Here is a 17931-nt window from a genome sequence, read left to right as displayed (position 1 = left end):
ATATCTAAGATAAAAAGCAGTGGTAAAAAAAGGGGTTAGCCTATGGCTAACCCCTTTCATCTTATGTTCCCAAATATATTTCTAACACGGCCATTAGCCATGCAAGCAATATTCTTTACGCTGCAACAGCTTCTGTTGCAACCGATGCATTTTTCTCACCAATAGGCAGAATAGTACGGCCATATTCGTTGTTCAGTACTTGAGCCATCGCGAAATAGATTGCACTTGCGCCACAGAAAATACCTTCAAAACCTGCAATTGTGCCAATCAGCTCACTCCCGGTGAAATCACGTGCGGCAAGTAGGAAAAACAAAATAGTTAGCGAGCCGAAAACCACTTGCTTCGCTGTTGGGTAGCAAAGAGATCCGATAAACATGAAACCCGTGAAGATGCCCCACAGAGCTAGGTACCAACCCATAAAGTGTGCAGGGCTTGCCGGTAACCCCATGTAAGGCATAACAATCAAGCCAACCAGTGTTAGCCAGAACAAGCCATAAGAAGTAAATGCGGTAGTACCAAACGTATCACCACGTTTAAAGCACATCATGCCGACAATCACTTGGCTCAGACCACCATAGAAAATACCCATTGCCAAAATCATTGAATCAACTGGGAAGAAGCCTGCGTTATGAATATTTAGCAGGATGGTTGTCATACCGAAACCCATCAGACCAAGTGGAGCTGGGTTAGCCAGTTTTGTTGACATTTCGCACACCTTTCAAAAAAAATAATAAAATTTACGCGCGAAGTTTAATTCCGTTCAATAAAAAAGATAGATCTGGAATGTGCAATCTAAGATTACAAAAACCGTTCCATAAAGTCAGAAGCAATAACAGCGATCCATCATTAATTGAACAATCAACGGCTTAAAGCCACCGTTCATTGCTCTCAGTGGCCGAAAATAAAAAGCTCCTACTTATTGCAGGAGCTTAGTTAATGAGTCATGAACCTTTTACATTACTGGCAAGAGATTTCATCCCAGAACCAGTTCGACTGGGTTGGCGTATCCCAAACGCCCGGGCCATTTTTAGCGACAAAGCATTTACCTTCATGTGTCACTTTATCGCCGTTGGCAACCTGAGTGACACCCGCTTGCCACTGAATAAAGGTATCAGGCGCTGGTGTTGGGTCAGGATTCGGGGTTGGATCTGGTGTAGGCTCCGGTGTTGGTTCCGTTGGCGTCCCGGAAACCAGTTCCCATGGCCCACCAGCACTCGGATTATCACCCTGTGTCCACCATTTCGCTTTATAGTTCGCCCCTTCATGGGTGACTTCATCACCTGTGTTGTAGACCTTAGTGGCACTCCAGGTCTTTCCTGTGCCTGGATCAGGGTCAACCGGGTCTAGCTGATCAACGACACGCACTTCAGGCCAACTCGCGTGAGAGCCGTACAAATTAGTCACACATTTTTCGTAGTCACCCGGAACCAGCGCAGAATAAGCGGTCTGGAATCCAACCAATTCACACTCAAATGAATAACCACCCGGACGATCAGCATAGTACTTCCAATTGCCATCCCAGTTGGTGTACAACACATCCGTCGCACCATTTAGGTTAAGGCTACCGTATGGAGTCTGTTGCCAGCAGGTGTTCTTTTCATCGGCTTCGATTGGAATCTGGTAATGAGACGACAGTCCTTCCCAATATCTTATGCGGTTAACGGGTTGCCCTTTATTCTTATTCTGCTCTCCACACTCAATGCCCCCATTGATGATATTAATCGTGGTGCCAAAGCCATAACCAATCCCCGCTTCAATTTCACGTTGAGAAGGCGACCACGTTTTATCAATCACATGCAACATCGCTGGTTTCGGTGCTTGTGGCGTTAAGAAGAACCAAATGGCAGACGCTAAATTCAGCCAAGAGTCAGCAACTAAGCCTGGGTTGTTGAGCAAGACGGACGCATCACCATCAAACATTGCTTCGGAGAACGCACCGTAATTAAAGTGGTAAGAAAGCTGCTTAGCACCGCGTCCAAAATAGCCCTGCCCTGCCGCACACGGCCATTTTTTGTTTTGCCAATCATTCTGACCACAACCAGTGGTATAGCCCTCCTGACCTTCAGACCAACCCATTTCACGTACATGCACTAACGCCTGTTGCCACTCTTCAAGACCTAATGGATTATCCGACACATTATCTTTGGCAATATGCCCCCCAGTTTCCTGCGCGAAGTGGGCAAATGCCGTCACGATCGAGCGTTTACAGATCGCATCGGAATCTCGCCCATCAGTATACTCGGCACAAAAGGCGGGAAACTTACCAATCGCCCGTAGGAAACGTGTATAAGTGTACTCAGGCGCAGCCATATTGGTCAGAAAATCCCACTCTACCTGAGGAAACACACGCTCAGCGCGCTTAACGTTATCCGGATTAGTGACAAGGCTAGGCTCAATCGCTTCAACAACGCTATTTGGTGCGGTGGTAAGTGCCTGAGACCATATCTGGTACATAGGGTCGGAAGTTTGTGCTTGCTCTGCCGCCTGTATGTCAGCGCGGGCAACCACATAACCGTTAGGATTCTGCGGGTCAGGCTGAATATTAGTCATAGCCCAACTGGACGAAACGACCGCCAAAGATACAGCAGCGGCCAAATAGGTTATTTTTCTCATCACACTTTCCCTTGTTTTATAAAACTTAGGGAATGTTAGAAAAAGACAAATCAAGAATCACGGTGAATGAATGAGCCTATTGTTAAGTTGCGAGCCACTTTGGAGTTACAACGCAATAAGGAGTAATTTCGACCATTAAAAAAGCCAGCCCGAAGGCTGGCTCTTAACGTTTTGCATCAACGAACAGGATTATTCCCACTCAATCGTCGCTGGTGGTTTACCCGAAATGTCGTAAACCACACGCGAAATACCGTCAACTTCGTTGATAATACGGTTAGATACTTTACCAAGGAAATCGTATGGTAGGTGCGCCCAATGTGCCGTCATGAAGTCGATCGTTTCAACTGCACGTAGAGAAACGACCCAGTCGTATTTACGGCCATCGCCCATAACGCCAACAGAGCGTACAGGTAGGAATACCGTGAAGGCTTGCGATACTTTGTTGTAAAGATCCGCTGCATGTAGCTCTTCAATGAAGATAGCATCTGCACGACGTAGCAAGTCACAGTACTCTTTCTTGATTTCGCCAAGAACACGAACACCTAGACCAGGACCTGGGAATGGATGGCGGTAAAGCATGTTGTAAGGCAAACCTAGCTCTAGGCCAATCTTACGAACTTCATCTTTGAACAGCTCACGTAGTGGCTCAACAAGCCCCATCTCCATATCGTCTGGCAGACCGCCAACATTATGGTGAGATTTGATTACGTGTGCTTTACCTGTCTTAGATGCCGCTGACTCGATGACGTCTGGGTAGATAGTACCCTGAGCAAGCCACTTCGCATTTTTCAGCTTCTTAGATTCTTCATCGAATACGTCGACAAATACGTGACCGATAGTCTTACGCTTCTCTTCTGGATCCGACTTACCTTCAAGAGCTGCAAGGAAACGCTCTTCTGCATCAACTTTGATGATGTTCAGACCGAATTGGTCGCCAAACATATCCATCACTTGCTGACCTTCATTTAGACGAAGCAGGCCGTTATCAACGAATACACAAGTTAGTTTGTCACCGATTGCACGGTGAACCAGCATCGCAACGACAGATGAATCCACACCGCCCGACAGGCCTAGGATGACTTCATCGTCACCTACCTGCTCTTTGATACGCGCAACAGCATCTTCAATGATTGATTCAGAAGTCCAAAGCCCTTCACAACCACATACGCCAAGGACAAAGTTCTCAAGCATTTGCTTGCCTTGCTTAGTGTGCGTTACTTCAGGGTGGAACTGAACACCGTAGTATTTCTTCTCTTCATTGGCCATTGCCGCATAAGGACAAGTGTCGGTCTCGCCGACTTTTACGAAGTCCGCTGGAATTTCTACCACTTTGTCACCGTGGCTCATCCAAACATCTTGAGTTGCTTCAAGATCTTTAAACAGTGCCGATTCACCAGAAACTTTGACTTGTGCGTAGCCGAATTCACGTTCGGTTGAACCAGCAACTTTACCACCTAGCTGCTCAGCCATAGTCTGCATGCCGTAACATACACCTAGTACTGGCACACCAGAGTCAAATACATATTGAGGCGCGCGTGGAGAGTTATCTTCCGTTACGCTTTCTGGACCACCAGATAGGATGATACCGTCTGGATTGAATTCACGAATATCCGCTTCTTCAACGTCCCAGCTCCACAGTTCACAGTACACACCGATTTCACGTACACGGCGTGCCACTAGCTGAGTGTACTGAGAACCGAAGTCCAAGATCAGAATACGTTGGTCATGAATATTTTTAGTCATTTTGAGCAGTCTTATAAGCTAGGTTATTAAAACGGAGGCGAGTGTACTCGCCTCTTATTAATGCTTCAAGGAAAAAGCAAACGTTTACGTCGGGTATGTAGGTTTTATTTTTACAACAGTAAAAATTAACCTAGACGGTAGTTTGGTGCTTCCTTGGTAATTTGAACGTCGTGTACATGAGACTCTTTCATGCCAGCGCCCGAAATACGTACAAATTCAGCTTTAGTACGCATATCTTCAACGGTTGCACTGCCAGTAAGACCCATGCTTGAACGTAGACCACCCATTTGTTGGTGAACGATCTCTTTTAGACGGCCTTTGTATGCGATACGGCCTTCGATACCTTCAGGAACAAGTTTGTCGGCAGCATTATCAGACTGGAAGTAACGGTCAGATGAGCCTTGAGACATCGCGCCTAGAGAGCCCATACCACGGTAAGCTTTGTAAGAACGGCCGTTGTATAGAATTACTTCACCTGGTGCTTCTTCTGTACCAGCGAACATTGAGCCAACCATCACACATGATGCGCCAGCAACGATAGCTTTACAGATATCACCGGAGAAACGGATACCGCCATCCGCAATAACTGGAATGCCGTATTCGTTCGCAACTTCTGCCGCATCTGCAATAGCAGTAACCTGAGGAACACCTACGCCTGTTACGATACGAGTGGTACAGATAGAGCCTGGGCCGATACCAACCTTCACAGCACTGACACCCGCTTCAATCAGCGCTTTAGCGCCTGCACTCGTTGCAACGTTACCACCAATGATGTCTAGATCTGGGTAAGCCGCACGAGTTTCACGAATACGGTTTAGTACGCCTTCAGAATGGCCATGAGAAGAGTCGATAAGTAGAACGTCAACACCCGCTTCAACCAGGGCTGCAACACGCTCTTCGTTACCTGCACCAGCACCAACTGCTGCACCGACGCGTAGACGACCTTGCGCATCTTTACATGCGTTTGGTTTACGTTCTGCTTTATGGAAATCTTTTGCTGTAATCATACCGGTTAGTTGGAACTCATCGTTCACGACCAGTACTTTCTCAACACGTGCTTCATGCATTTTCTCTTGCACTTCTTCACGAGTTGCACCTTCTTTTACTGCCGCCAGACGCTCCTTAGGTGTCATAACGACTTCAACTTTCTTAGAAAGGTCAGTTACGAAACGAACGTCACGGCCAGTGATGATACCAACTAACTCATTGTTATCAGTTACGACAGGGAAACCTGCAAAACCATGCTTTTCTGTTAGAGCGACAACGTCTGCAATTGTTGCATCAGGGTTTACAGTAACCGGATGGGAAACCACGCCAGCTTCGTAAATCTTAACCTGATGAACCATTTCAGCTTGTTGCTCAATCGACATGTTTTTGTGGATAAAGCCAATGCCACCTTCCTGCGCTAGAGCGATAGCCAGACGAGCTTCCGTCACGGTATCCATAGAGGCAGAAATCATCGGAATGTTAAGGGTGATGTTTTTCGTCAGCTGAGTGCGAAGATCAGCTGTGTTTGGGAGAACGGTGGAGTGTGCTGGCACTAGTAGAACATCGTCGAATGTCAGCGCTTCTTTGGCAATTCTTAGCATTTGCAATATCTCACAATTAGAGGAGTAAAAGAACAATCCGGTCTCATCGTTTCGCATAATGAGGGCAGTTAGCGGAGAAGCTAGGCTGCATTTGGATTAGATATTGCGGACGGATTATACGGCTAACGCAATCGCTTGACCACAAGTTTTTTAATTTTTTTCTTGCAATTACCCCCTTGCTATGTATTATATTGCCGCTAATTTCCATACTCACGCCTATGAGATTAGCTGTGTCATCTCTGACCAATCAAAACATCTTCACTGTATCTCGTCTTAATTCTGAAGTTCGCCTATTACTAGAAAATGAAATGGGTATTGTGTGGTTGGTCGGCGAAATCTCAAACTTCTCTGCGCCCGTTTCAGGCCATTGGTATTTTACCCTCAAAGACTCCCGTGCTCAGGTTAAGTGCGCCATGTTCCGTGGTAACAATCGACGAGTCACATTCAAGCCACAGAGCGGTAATCAAGTCTTAGTTAAAGCTCGTTTATCCTTGTATGAACCGCGCGGCGATTATCAGTTGATTATTGAGAGTATGCAGCCAGAGGGTGATGGTAGGCTTCAGCAACAATTTGATGAATTGAAGATGAAACTTGCCGGAGAAGGACTATTTGCCCAGAGCAATAAAAAGCCTTTACCTGAGCATCCTAAGTGTGTCGGTGTCATCACATCCAAAACGGGCGCAGCACTATTTGATATTATAGATGTTCTTAAAAGACGTGATCCTTCATTACCTGTCGTGGTTTACCCGACATTGGTGCAAGGAGAAGATGCGGCGATTCAGATCGCACAGGCGATAGGGTGTGCAAATAGCCGCAACGAATGTGACGTGTTGATTGTAGGCCGTGGTGGTGGCTCTTTAGAAGATCTTTGGTGCTTCAACAACGAAATTGTTGCACGTACAATTGCAGCCAGCCAAATACCTATTATCAGTGCTGTTGGTCACGAAATTGATGTGACTATCGCGGATTTTGTTGCGGACATGCGCGTGCCTACTCCATCTGCCGCTGCCGAAATAGTCAGTCGAGATAATAGCCACAAAGCAGAGGCCATCAATTCACGTAAGCACAAATTGCAAAGTGCGATTCGATACTACTTGACGCAGCAAAGGCAAACGACTGCAACGTTATTGCATAGGCTGGAACGTCAGCACCCAACTCACCAGTTACAACGTCAAAGCCAACAGCTTGATGATTTGTCACTGCGCCTTCAACGATCAATGGAAAACAACCTATCCTCATGCAGACAAAACATAGAACGCCAACAGTACAAACTGCAGCTTCACTCTCCTGTCACAAAACTTCGCGAGCAAAAACTTGCGTTACAAAGGCTTGAACAAAAGCTTACGGATGCCTTGGACAGAAAGCTGTTAAAATCACGCCATCAGCTGGCGCTCGCGGCTGAAAAGCTCGATACCGTCAGTCCACTTGCCACATTAAAACGTGGATACTCTATTACTCAGGATATATCTGGAAAGATTCTAACCAGCGCCACAGAAACAAGATCGGGCGACACCTTGGTCACCCGTGTATCTGACGGCGAAATACGCTCAACCGTTATCTAAGCTAACTCTGTTTGATAAATTCAATCCGCACTTTTGACTTGGATTTTAATTCATTGCAGGAATGGCAAAAATAGCTCGCTGATCCACACGCTTGGATTTTCTCTAGTTGCTTATTACAATCCGGACAGTAACCAACTTTGGTGTAATTACTTGCACAATCACTACAGCGATAGTGACCTTGCCATTCCAGTTCTCGTTGACATATTGGGCACTGATCCATTTTGACTCTCGTAATCGTTTTATTTTCTCGACCAACAGCTTATATTTGTTGGTATCGAGAACACAATGATCCACATCACGCCCAATGGCAAGTTTCGCTCTGTATGATGGGCTAAAGATCTTAACAAGATCATCGGCTAAATCCATTTTGATCAGCGATCACCCCCTAAAAGAATATTTATATCACCACACACCGAAAGCATAAGTTACATGTGCTGTTTTTGAACTTTAAACGACACAAAAAACCAAATAAAGTTAAAAATAACCAATAGATAAAAATTTAATAAAAAGATCCACTCTAACTCATGCTGCTATTACATTGGTACGCATTTCGATATTTTGTGTATCAAGTTGAGTAAAACTCACCCTAATAGCTTTGTATTCATTAAGACTTTTAGCATGCGTGCCGCCACATGGAATTTCAGCTACGCTCCCTTCCCCAAGATCACATTGCCAATAGCGTGAGTCTGTTAAAGACTCTCCGCAGCACTTTATACTGATTTTTGCCTCTAAGGATAACCATTGTTCTATTTGTTGATTAACCAACACCTGTATCTGTACAAGGTCTTTTACCACATCTGCGCTGTTCAAACCTCGTTTGCGCAAAGTTTTTCCTAAGCGGTAGGTATCAACACACTGATCTTCACTCACATAACTGGTTTCCTGAGCATAGCTATTAAAGTCATAGTTACCGTGAGGGTCCTTGCGATCGGCATCTTTACGCCAATATCCATGCGCTACTAAGACCTTATTGAGCGCCAAAAATGCGATATGTCCTGCGCTATGTCCCCTGCTCAATGCTTGCTGATAAGCTTTATCTACAACTAATGTGACTTCCTGACCGAGGCGAAGGTTTATTGCAGGCTCTTCCAAACAATGCACTACGACAAATACCCAGCCCTGTGTGTCTCGCTTGACTGGAATGTCCTTATCCACGTAGAGCTCACCGCTGCTCAACTCAACCGCTCCCACTACACAATCTTTAACCTCGTATCCCTCTATCCTTCCCTTATCTGCTGGGTGATCAGGCCATATATGACTCACGGGATGAAACGGTGTCACCTCTGTGATGACATAGAGTGCATTTTCTCCCTGCTTAACAAGTTGAATAGAAGATGTAAGTTGCCAGCTCTGATGGCAAAAACGTGTAATCGTCGGTGTCACTGACATTTTATGTATCCTATATAAAAAAAGCGCCCTTCTTAGAGGCGCTTTCATACAATCATTATTATTTTTTGCGATTTTTCATCATACTCATCAAGCGCTTACGTTTGCGCTCCTGAGAAAGGGTCATCTTGTTCGATTTACCTTCAAATGGGTTCTCACTACTCTGGAACTGAATACGAATCGGCGTCCCCATGATTTCCAATGACTTACGGTAATAGTTCATCAAGTAACGCTTGTAAGAGTCTGGTAGCTCATTAACTTGGTTGCCATGAATGACTACGATTGGCGGGTTGTAACCACCAGCGTGTGCATACTTAAGTTTCACACGACGACCACGAACCAAAGGCGGCTGGTGATCTTCAGTCGCCATCTTCATTATACGGGTCAGGACAGATGTACCCACTCGGGTTGTCGCCGATTTATAGGCTTCTTGTACTGATTCAAACAAATGACCAACACCTGTACCATGAAGTGCAGAAATAAAGTGGATACGAGCAAAGTCAACAAAGCCAAGACGACGGTCTAACTCTTTCTTCACGTGCTCTTTTACGTCCATATCCAGACCATCCCACTTATTGACCGCAATCACAATCGAGCGACCAGCGTTCAATGCAAAACCAAGCAAGCTTAAGTCTTGATCAGAGATATTTTCACGCGCATCAATCACAAGAAGTACAACATTCGCGTCTTCTACGGCTTTGAGCGTTTTAACAACCGAAAACTTCTCTACTGTTTCGTTGATACGCTTACGGCGACGAACACCTGCGGTATCAATCAGTACGTATTCACGGCCATCACGTTCCATTGGAATATAGATAGAATCACGCGTTGTGCCCGGCATGTCGTACACGACTACGCGCTCTTCACCAAGAATACGGTTTGTTAACGTCGATTTCCCCACATTTGGACGACCGATGATAGCCAGCTTGATAGGTTGATCCTGTAAGCGCTGGAATTCAGCTTCAGCTTCTTCTTCGGTGTAATCGAGCTTCTCTTCTTCATCGATGAAGTCGGTCAGATCTTCAATTTCACCCTGCGCTTCCTCGGCCATTTTCTCTGCAAAAGGATTGAGTGCACGATCAATCAGAGCACCAACACCACGGCCATGCGCTGCAGCGATTTGGTACATGTTTTCCACACCTAGCTGCCAGAAATCAGCCGATGCTGCATCTGCATCAATACCATCAACCTTGTTCACAACCAACATTGAAGGCTTTTCAATTTTGCGCAGGTGGTTAGAAATGGCAATATCAGCAGGAGTCAGGCCGGCACGGCCATCCACCATAAACAGAACTACGTCTGCTTCATCAATCGCGGCCAGTGACTGCTCTGCCATTTTGGTTTCAACGCCTTCTTCAGTACCGTCGATACCGCCAGTGTCAATCACAATAAATTCGTGTTCACCAAGCTTAGCTTGGCCATATTTACGGTCACGAGTTAAGCCAGGGAAGTCCGCGACTAATGCGTCACGCGTGCGAGTCAGTCGATTAAACAACGTTGATTTACCAACGTTTGGACGCCCTACCAGAGCAACAACAGGTACCATAATAACCTCTACAATATGCTTTCTTTATGTAGTTATAGGTAACAACTCAGTAGAGTTCACTAATGAGCGCTTTACCTATAACCACATTACCTATGAGTATCTAAAACAAACAAACGGCTCCCAACTGTTACCAGCTAGGAGCCGAATGTGAATTATATCACACGATTACTTGGTAATGGTCAGTTTCTTTACATCGCCATCACGAGTAACAGTGATGTAGCCCTCTGGGACAACCACAGGTGACACAGCAAAACCACTGCTGCTGAGTTGCTGCTGAGCAACAAATTCGCCAGTATCACGATCTAACCAGTGAAGATAACCTTCACCGTCACCAACAACCACATAACCATCAATCAGTACGGGCGCTGTCAGCAAGCGGTGTTCAAGCTGTTCATTACTCCACAGCTCTGTGCCACTGCGTGCATCTACCGCAACCAGATAATCTTTATCTGTCACCATATACAAACGACCACCATCGCTGGCAAGATCGGTTGACGAAGAATACTTACGCTTCCAAACCGACTTTCCTGAACGCAAGTCTATTGCTGTTAACTGACCATTGTAGCCAACAATATATAGAGTACTACCTAGAACGAGTGGAGATGCATCAACATCAACCAAGCGATCAATTTCGGTTGCCCCTTGCGGTGTCGCAATCGGCTGTTGCCAGATCAACTGACCACGTTCTGCAATCGCAGCAGCCAAGCGGCCATTTGCCGTTCCCCAGAACACGCCACCCGATACGGTGATGGGCGCACTATTACCTCGCAAAGTTAGGCTCGGTACTTCGGTACTAATGGTCCACTTACTATCGCCCGTCGCCTGATCCAGCGCAACCAACATACCTGTTGCAATGTGGACAATAACCAGATTGCTTTCCGTTGCAGGCGCCGCTAACACTTCACCTTCCACATCAACGCGCCAGTTGACCTCACCAGTCTCTTCATTCAGGGCAATCACTTGACCGTTTTCACTACCAATAAATATTTGGCTGTAACCTGCAGTGATACCGCCAGATAAACGGGCTGAAACATTTTGCTCAAGGTCTTGTTGCCATAATGTATGGCCATTTTCAGGATTGAGCGCCTTAACAACACCATCACGGCTTGCCACAAAGATTTTGTCGTAAGCGTATTCAGGAGAAAGTTTAGAGAAGTAGTTGGATACCCCATCTCCAACACTGGTACTCCATTCGATAGCCGGAGTAAATTCACTTTCAACCTGAGGTACTGGTGCCATGATAATGGTGTCTTCTTCACTGGCACAGCCAGCTAAAACACCCAATATCGCAGCAGCAGTCAGTGCTTTTTTCAGCATTTTTTTCATGCATCGCACCCTTATTTAGCTAGATCGTCCAGCTTCATTTGTAGAGTCTGGCTCGCATCATCTGCTTGTTGCGCTTCAGTATACGCAGCATACGCACCTTCAGTATCTCCCTTACGTAGGAGAATATCACCTTTAAGTTCAGCCACTCGGCCAACCCAACCTTCATCTGTGATCGTTGCTAGCTCAGACACGGCTGAATCAAACTCACCTTGTTCTGCTTTCAAGCGCGCTAGGCGGAAAGCAATCACAGAAGTCAAAGCAGGATCATCCGTCGCTGTTTTCGCCCACTCTAACTGTGCCAGTGCTTCATCTAAGTTGCCTGCTTCAACCTGAGCTTTAGCCAGTTGTAGCGCAGCTAGCACTGCGTATTGCGTCTCTTTGTTAGCATCGATGAAGCTCTGAAGAGCCGCTTCACCTTCGATACCTTTCGCTGCCAATTCCTGAACAGCTTTGGTATAGCTTTCAGATGCGGCTTCTTGAGCTGCTGTCACTGAATCTTGATAATAGCGCCAACCGAATAGACCGCCTAAACCGATAACCGCGCCAAAAATGACGGCCTTACCGTTTTCTTTCCACCAATCTTTGATCGCTTCTACTTGTTGTTCTTCAGTATCGTAGAGTTCCACTTCCTGTCCTCTTAAATCTAAAAAGTGGCGAATAGATTCGCCACTTCAAATTTGAATGCGTTTAAACCAACTCAGCTAGCTTAACGGCAACATCCGCTTGGCTATAAGTTTCTTGAGTACCACCAACTAGGTCTTTCAGTACTACAGTGTTATCAGCCACCTCGTTCTCACCAAGAACCAGTGCCACTGCAGATCCTACCTTATCAGCACGCTTGAATTGTTTCTTAAAGTTGCCACCACCAAAGTGGTTCATGACTCGAATCCCCGGAACCTGTTCACGTAATTGTTCAGCCAACTTCAGGCCCGCCATCATGGTACCTTCACCAGCTGTCACCATATAGACATCAACAGAACGACGAACATCCGTCAGCTCTAACGTTTCTAGCATAAGAACTAGACGCTCAAGCCCCATCGCAAAGCCCACAGCAGGTGTCGATTTGCCACCAAGTTGTTCAACCAGGCCATCGTAGCGACCACCACCACATACAGTGCCCTGAGCACCTAAGCTTTCGGTAATCCACTCAAACACAGTGCGATTGTAGTAATCTAGGCCGCGAACCAAACGCTCATTGACTGTGTATTCGATACCTGCGGCGTCAAGAAGTTCACAAAGACCAGCAAAATGTTCTTTTGACTCTTCGCCCAAGTAATCTGATAGACGTGGCGCATCACCTAGAATAGCCTGAACGTCTGGATTTTTAGAGTCCAGTACACGCAGTGGATTGGTATGCATGCGGCGTTTACAGTCGTCATCCAGTACATCAATATGCTGTTCAAGGAAAGTAATCAACGCGGTGCGATAGTTAGCACGATCTGCCTGTGAACCAATAGAATTCAACTCAAGGCGAACGTGTTTATCAATCCCCAACTCACGCCACAAACGTGCCGTCATCATGATCAGTTCAGCATCTACGTCTGGACCATTAAGCCCGAATACTTCCACACCACATTGGTGAAATTGACGGTAACGGCCTTTTTGCGGACGTTCGTGACGGAACATAGGGCCCATGTACCATAGACGCTGCTCAGAACGATCAATCAGGCTGTTCTCAATACATGAACGAACACAGCCAGCAGTGCCTTCTGGACGAAGAGTTAAACTGTCACCGTTACGATCTGCAAAGGTGTACATTTCCTTTTCAACCACATCAGTCACTTCACCGATAGCACGGCTAAACAGATGGGTCATCTCAACGATTGGCATGCGCACTTCGCTGTAACCGTATGCGCTGATTACATTCTTCACTGCGTTTTCAAGTTTCTGCCACAGTGGTGATTGAGTTGGAAGGCAGTCGTTCATGCCTCGAATTGCTTGGATTTTCTTTGCCACAGTTTTTTACCGTAAGAATGGTTACCGTAATCTAAATTACGTTGAGATTAATCGTTTACTTTTACGTCAATGCGGTTTTGCTTGTCCATCACTGAAGCTTTAGCACGAATTTTGGCTTCCAGCTGGCTAACCAGATCATCATTATCAAAGCGCTCTTTCTGGCGTTTGCCATCTTCATAGAAAGCGCTTTTCTTATTGCTGCCGGCAAGACCAAGATGAGAAACTTCTGCTTCACCTGGGCCATTGACAACACAGCCGATAATGGAGACATCCATTGGAGTGATAATATCTTCTAGACGTTCTTCAAGCGCATTCACTGTTCCAATCACATCAAACTCTTGACGCGAGCAGCTTGGACAAGCGATGAAGTTGATACCACGAGAGCGAATACGTAGAGATTTAAGAATATCAAAACCGACTTTGATCTCTTCAACAGGGTTCGCAGCCAATGAAATACGCAGCGTGTCTCCGATACCTTCCGCCAATAGCATTCCCAGACCGACAGAAGACTTCACTGAGCCAGCACGCGCCCCACCTGCCTCTGTAATACCTAAATGAAGCGGCTGATCGATTTTTTTCGCTAGCAAGCGATAGGAGTCAACCGCCAGAAAGACATCTGATGCTTTAACGCTGACCTTAAATTGATCGAAGTTAAGACGATCAAGAATATCAACGTGGCGCATCGCAGATTCGACTAACGCTTCAGGTGTGGGTTCGCCGTACTTCATCTGGATATCTTTTTCCAAAGATCCGCCGTTCACCCCAATACGAATCGGGATGTTTTTATCACGAGCACAATCAACCACCGCACGAATGCGATCTTCTTTACCAATGTTGCCCGGATTGATACGTAAACAATCCACACCGTATTCCGCGACTTTTAACGCAATACGGTAATCAAAGTGAATATCAGCCACTAACGGGATATTCACCTGCTGTTTGATTTGTTTGAATGCTTCAGCCGCATCCATGGTTGGTACAGACACGCGAACGATGTCCGCACCGACATTTTCCAGTGATTTAATTTGTGCAACAGTCGCTTCGACGTCTGTTGTTCTGGTATTCGTCATCGACTGCACAGCAATCGGAGCGCCGTCACCAATGGGCACATCGCCCACGTAAATACGAGTCGATGGGCGACGTTTGATAGGAGATTCGTGTTGCATATTTAATTCTAAGGTAAGGTGAATCTTGCTACTTTGCCTGAAGTATACCCAGAAAGGTCAACAGGTTCACTTGATAATGTCATTGAAACGTTTTCAGGGGCTCCCAAAATCACTTTATAAGGTGTTTCGCCACTGACTTGCAAATCATGACCCGCTTTCTTAATGCCTGTAGCCAGCGTTTTCCCCGTCGCATCTTTTACTTGAATCCAGCAATCATCGCTGAATGACATTTCAAGCAAATTCTGATTGGTAGCGGGTTCTGGGGCAGACGCTTGCAATTTACTTTCTTCTGCCACCAATGGTTCCGGTTCTGCTTCTACAGCTAGAGTTTCTTCAGGCGGCTCAGCTGTTTCCGCAGGAGTGGCAGCTTTCAGTGGTTCAATCACTTCAAGCTCATTGCCTTGAGCGGCAACCGAAGTCGTCACCTCTTCCAATGGCTGCTCAACCAATTGCTGAGCTTCTGGCGACTCATTGATCAAACTCGGTTCAATAGCAGCAAAGTCGAGTTGGTTATTCTCCGCCAGTTCTTGCTCAATTTTCATTTCCTGCTCAGTTGCCGTCGTCAACTCAACAACGCTGTTTTCCTGGTTCTGCCACCACCACACAGAAGAAATACCCACAATAACGGCAAAAATACCCCAAGTGAGGGTCATAATGCGGCTATCGTGTTTTTCTTTATTGGTCTTCTGCGAGAAGCTCTGCATCTTGTGCTCTTCATGTTGCGCTTCTCCGCAATCATCAAGCGCACACAGCACGACAGATTCTTTAATCCCCACGACACGAGCATAAGAGCGCAAATACCCACGAGTGAAGGTGGCAACCTGCTCACTCTCAAATTGGTTAGATTCGATGTTTTCAATGATAGAACGACGAAGACGCAGCCTATCAGCCACTTGCTGCTGTGTCAGACCAAGTTCTTCTCGTTTTTGCTTTAAAATCGTACCCGCTTCGATTTTGTTCTCTTCTTGTACCGCAGTTTGCTGTTCTGCACTCATTTTTATAACGTCTCTTTTCAAGGGGATTCCAGCCAATCGCACATTTATTATTTTTCGTTAGTGGTGCTGGTTTTGTTCAGAATCCAGAATTTTTGAGGACATCGCCTCACCAAATTGCTTAAAAGTGCTTCACTAAAATCGCAGAGGAATAACCTCTAAAGCACTAAAGTTTAATTCTAATAGATATCAGAGATGAAACAACATAGAAAAGGCGCATAAATTACAAGCAGCTCAAGGTTTTTCCTGATTTTGACATAATTTAGCAATACCAATTTACAAAAAAGCCAGAGTTGAACTCTGGCTTTTCCATCAAAACTCTCAATTAAACGGCTTTGACTTCAATTGTGTCGCCCTTCGCTGCACGAAGCATCGCTGTACGTTTAGTGCGATCGATAACATCTCCGACCAATTGACCACAAGCAGCATCAATATCATCACCACGCGTTTTACGCACTGTCACTGTATGCTCATATTGCATCAATGTTTTCTGGAACCGGTCAATACGTGAATTACTTGGCTTCTTGTAAGGTGAACCTGGGTAAGGGTTAAATGGAATCAGGTTGATCTTACATGGTGTATCTTTGAGTAACTCAGCCAACTCACGGGCATGGTCCATGTCGTCATTGACATGATCCAGCAGCACATACTCTACCGTCACTTTTCCGCGGTTGGCATTTGATGACGCGATGTAACGACGAACTGAAGCGAGGAAGTCTTCGATATCCCAGCGATCATTAATTGGCATAATCTCACTGCGTAGTTTGTCGTTTGGTGCGTGTAGAGAAATTGCCAGCGCGACATCAATTTGCCCAGTCATCTGGTCCAAGCCAGAAACGACCCCTGATGTTGATACGGTAACACGACGCTTTGAAAGACCAAAGCCAAGATCATCCAGCATTAATTCAAGCGCAGGGATCAGGTTTTTCATGTTCAGCAAAGGCTCACCCATCCCCATCATTACAACATTAGTGATGGGGCGACGCCCTGTCTCTTTTTCCAAACCAATTTCGCGTGCAGCACGCCAAACCTGACCGATAATCTCAGAAACTTTCAAGTTGCGGTTAAAGCCTTGCTGAGCCGTTGAACAGAACTTACATTCCAATGCACAACCAACCTGAGAGGACACACATAACGTCGCGCGATCATCTTCTGGAATATACACCGTTTCGACATCCTGATCGCCAACCTTCATCGCCCACTTAATCGTGCCATCAGAGGAATGCTGAGCCTCAGCAACCACTGGCGCTTTGATTTCACAACGACGCATCAGTTTTTCACGTAGTTTCTTGTTAATGTTGGTCATCTTTTCGAAGTCATCGACACCGAAATGATAGATCCACTTCATTACTTGCTCAGCACGAAATGCTTTTTCACCCAGTTCTTCTGCAAAAAACTGGCGCATCCCTTTGCGATCAAAGTCGAGTAGATTGATTTTTTCAGTGGTCATGTGGCCTCACGAAACGACGTAACATTAATTAAGGGCGCGAATTGTACAGCCTTTATTCAGCGACAACAAGAGGTCTAACACCCTGTATTTTTTAAGGCATTAATATCTCAGTGATTAAATTTCATACAGATATAATCCCCCCGCCAAACCAGAGGAATGCGGTTATCAGGTGACTTGCTTTATTTGCTCAACAATGGCTTTTAGGCCGTTGCCTCTCGACGGGCTGAGATGGGCAATAAGGCCCAATTTTTCAAAGTACTCATCTATATTAAATGTCTGAATTTCTGTACTGGTTTTGCCGTCATAAGCCGCCATGACCAGTGCAATAAGGCCACGAACAATACGTGCGTCAGAATCAGCGCAAAAATGCCACGCACCATCTATATTTTCACTCACCAGCCAAACTTGGCTTTCACAACCTGAAACCGTGACTTGTTCAGACTTCAGCTCTTCAGGCATCATAGGAAGCTTCTTTCCCCACTGAATAACTTGACGGTAACGATCTTCCCAACCTTTAAAGCCTTGCATAGTCGTAACGATGTCTTCTGCTTGAATATCAGTGCCAAAAGGTGACGGTGGGAATGAGGACATAAGAATCTCCA

The 17931-nt window shown here is 45.8% G+C and carries 16 protein-coding genes; 1 reads left to right on the top strand and 15 read right to left on the bottom strand.

Features of this window, described 5'->3' with window-relative positions; all coding sequences use genetic code 11:
• Nucleotides 1-115 precede the first annotated feature (115 nt).
• The 4 genes from L1D31_RS12660 to guaB form a co-directional block, all read right to left on the bottom strand.
• Entirely contained in the window at nucleotides 116-706 is a 591-nt protein-coding gene (locus L1D31_RS12660; RefSeq protein ID WP_239837473.1) for an acetate uptake transporter, read from the bottom strand.
• A gap of 251 nt (nucleotides 707-957) precedes the next feature.
• On the bottom strand, nucleotides 958-2613 hold the full coding sequence (locus L1D31_RS12655) for a chitinase (RefSeq protein WP_239837472.1): 1656 nt from the start codon (nucleotides 2611-2613) through the stop codon (nucleotides 958-960).
• Nucleotides 2614-2802: 189 nt separating this feature from the next.
• Nucleotides 2803-4356 (bottom strand): glutamine-hydrolyzing GMP synthase, encoded by a 1554-nt coding sequence (gene guaA / locus L1D31_RS12650; RefSeq protein ID WP_038513204.1) that lies wholly within the window; start codon nucleotides 4354-4356, stop codon nucleotides 2803-2805.
• 125 nt (nucleotides 4357-4481) lie between these two features.
• Complete coding sequence (gene guaB, locus L1D31_RS12645; protein ID WP_006959688.1) at nucleotides 4482-5945, bottom strand: IMP dehydrogenase; 1464 nt, start codon at nucleotides 5943-5945, stop codon at nucleotides 4482-4484.
• A gap of 230 nt (nucleotides 5946-6175) precedes the next feature.
• Here guaB and xseA point away from each other — a divergent pair, with 230 nt between their 5' ends.
• On the top strand, nucleotides 6176-7507 hold the full coding sequence (gene xseA / locus L1D31_RS12640; RefSeq protein ID WP_239837471.1) for an exodeoxyribonuclease VII large subunit: 1332 nt from the start codon (nucleotides 6176-6178) through the stop codon (nucleotides 7505-7507).
• 1 nt (nucleotide 7508) lies between these two features.
• Here the strand turns inward: xseA and L1D31_RS12635 are convergent, their stop codons facing one another.
• The 11 genes from L1D31_RS12635 to csdE all read right to left on the bottom strand — a co-directional run bounded on the left by L1D31_RS12635 (nucleotide 7509) and on the right by csdE (nucleotide 17920).
• On the bottom strand, nucleotides 7509-7697 hold the full coding sequence (locus L1D31_RS12635; RefSeq protein ID WP_239837643.1) for a zinc ribbon domain-containing protein: 189 nt from the start codon (nucleotides 7695-7697) through the stop codon (nucleotides 7509-7511).
• Nucleotides 7610-7873, bottom strand: coding sequence for a hypothetical protein (locus L1D31_RS12630; protein WP_239837652.1), 264 nt, complete (start codon nucleotides 7871-7873; stop codon nucleotides 7610-7612). The genes L1D31_RS12635 and L1D31_RS12630 overlap by 88 nt, the downstream gene beginning before the upstream one ends.
• A gap of 156 nt (nucleotides 7874-8029) precedes the next feature.
• Nucleotides 8030-8896, bottom strand: coding sequence for an alanyl-tRNA editing protein (locus L1D31_RS12625; protein WP_239837470.1), 867 nt, complete (start codon nucleotides 8894-8896; stop codon nucleotides 8030-8032).
• A gap of 58 nt (nucleotides 8897-8954) precedes the next feature.
• Nucleotides 8955-10439, bottom strand: a complete 1485-nt coding sequence (gene der / locus L1D31_RS12620; protein WP_239837469.1) for a ribosome biogenesis GTPase Der — start codon at nucleotides 10437-10439, stop codon at nucleotides 8955-8957.
• A gap of 165 nt (nucleotides 10440-10604) precedes the next feature.
• Nucleotides 10605-11765, bottom strand: coding sequence for an outer membrane protein assembly factor BamB (gene bamB, locus L1D31_RS12615; RefSeq protein WP_239837468.1), 1161 nt, complete (start codon nucleotides 11763-11765; stop codon nucleotides 10605-10607).
• An 11-nt stretch (nucleotides 11766-11776) separates the two neighbouring features.
• Entirely contained in the window at nucleotides 11777-12391 is a 615-nt protein-coding gene (locus L1D31_RS12610) for a YfgM family protein (RefSeq protein WP_239837467.1), read from the bottom strand.
• Nucleotides 12392-12452: 61 nt separating this feature from the next.
• The gene (gene hisS / locus L1D31_RS12605; protein WP_239837466.1) at nucleotides 12453-13721 is read right to left on the bottom strand and encodes a histidine--tRNA ligase; all 1269 of its coding nucleotides are present in this window, start codon (nucleotides 13719-13721) and stop codon (nucleotides 12453-12455) included.
• A 47-nt stretch (nucleotides 13722-13768) separates the two neighbouring features.
• Entirely contained in the window at nucleotides 13769-14887 is a 1119-nt protein-coding gene (gene ispG / locus L1D31_RS12600; RefSeq protein ID WP_239837465.1) for a flavodoxin-dependent (E)-4-hydroxy-3-methylbut-2-enyl-diphosphate synthase, read from the bottom strand.
• An 8-nt stretch (nucleotides 14888-14895) separates the two neighbouring features.
• Nucleotides 14896-15882 (bottom strand): cytoskeleton protein RodZ, encoded by a 987-nt coding sequence (rodZ, locus tag L1D31_RS12595; protein ID WP_239837464.1) that lies wholly within the window; start codon nucleotides 15880-15882, stop codon nucleotides 14896-14898.
• Nucleotides 15883-16204: 322 nt separating this feature from the next.
• Complete coding sequence (locus tag L1D31_RS12590) at nucleotides 16205-17329, bottom strand: bifunctional tRNA (adenosine(37)-C2)-methyltransferase TrmG/ribosomal RNA large subunit methyltransferase RlmN (RefSeq protein WP_239837463.1); 1125 nt, start codon at nucleotides 17327-17329, stop codon at nucleotides 16205-16207.
• Nucleotides 17330-17494: 165 nt separating this feature from the next.
• A complete protein-coding gene (csdE, locus tag L1D31_RS12585; RefSeq protein ID WP_239837462.1) occupies nucleotides 17495-17920 on the bottom strand; it encodes a cysteine desulfurase sulfur acceptor subunit CsdE in 426 nt (141 codons plus the stop codon).
• Nucleotides 17921-17931 lie beyond the last annotated feature (11 nt).

This window comes from Vibrio sp. Isolate23, assembly GCF_022398095.1.
GTDB lineage: Bacteria > Pseudomonadota > Gammaproteobacteria > Enterobacterales > Vibrionaceae > Vibrio > Vibrio coralliilyticus_A.
Note: the sequence above shows the minus strand (reverse complement) of the source record. Positions and strands in the feature narration are given on the sequence as shown.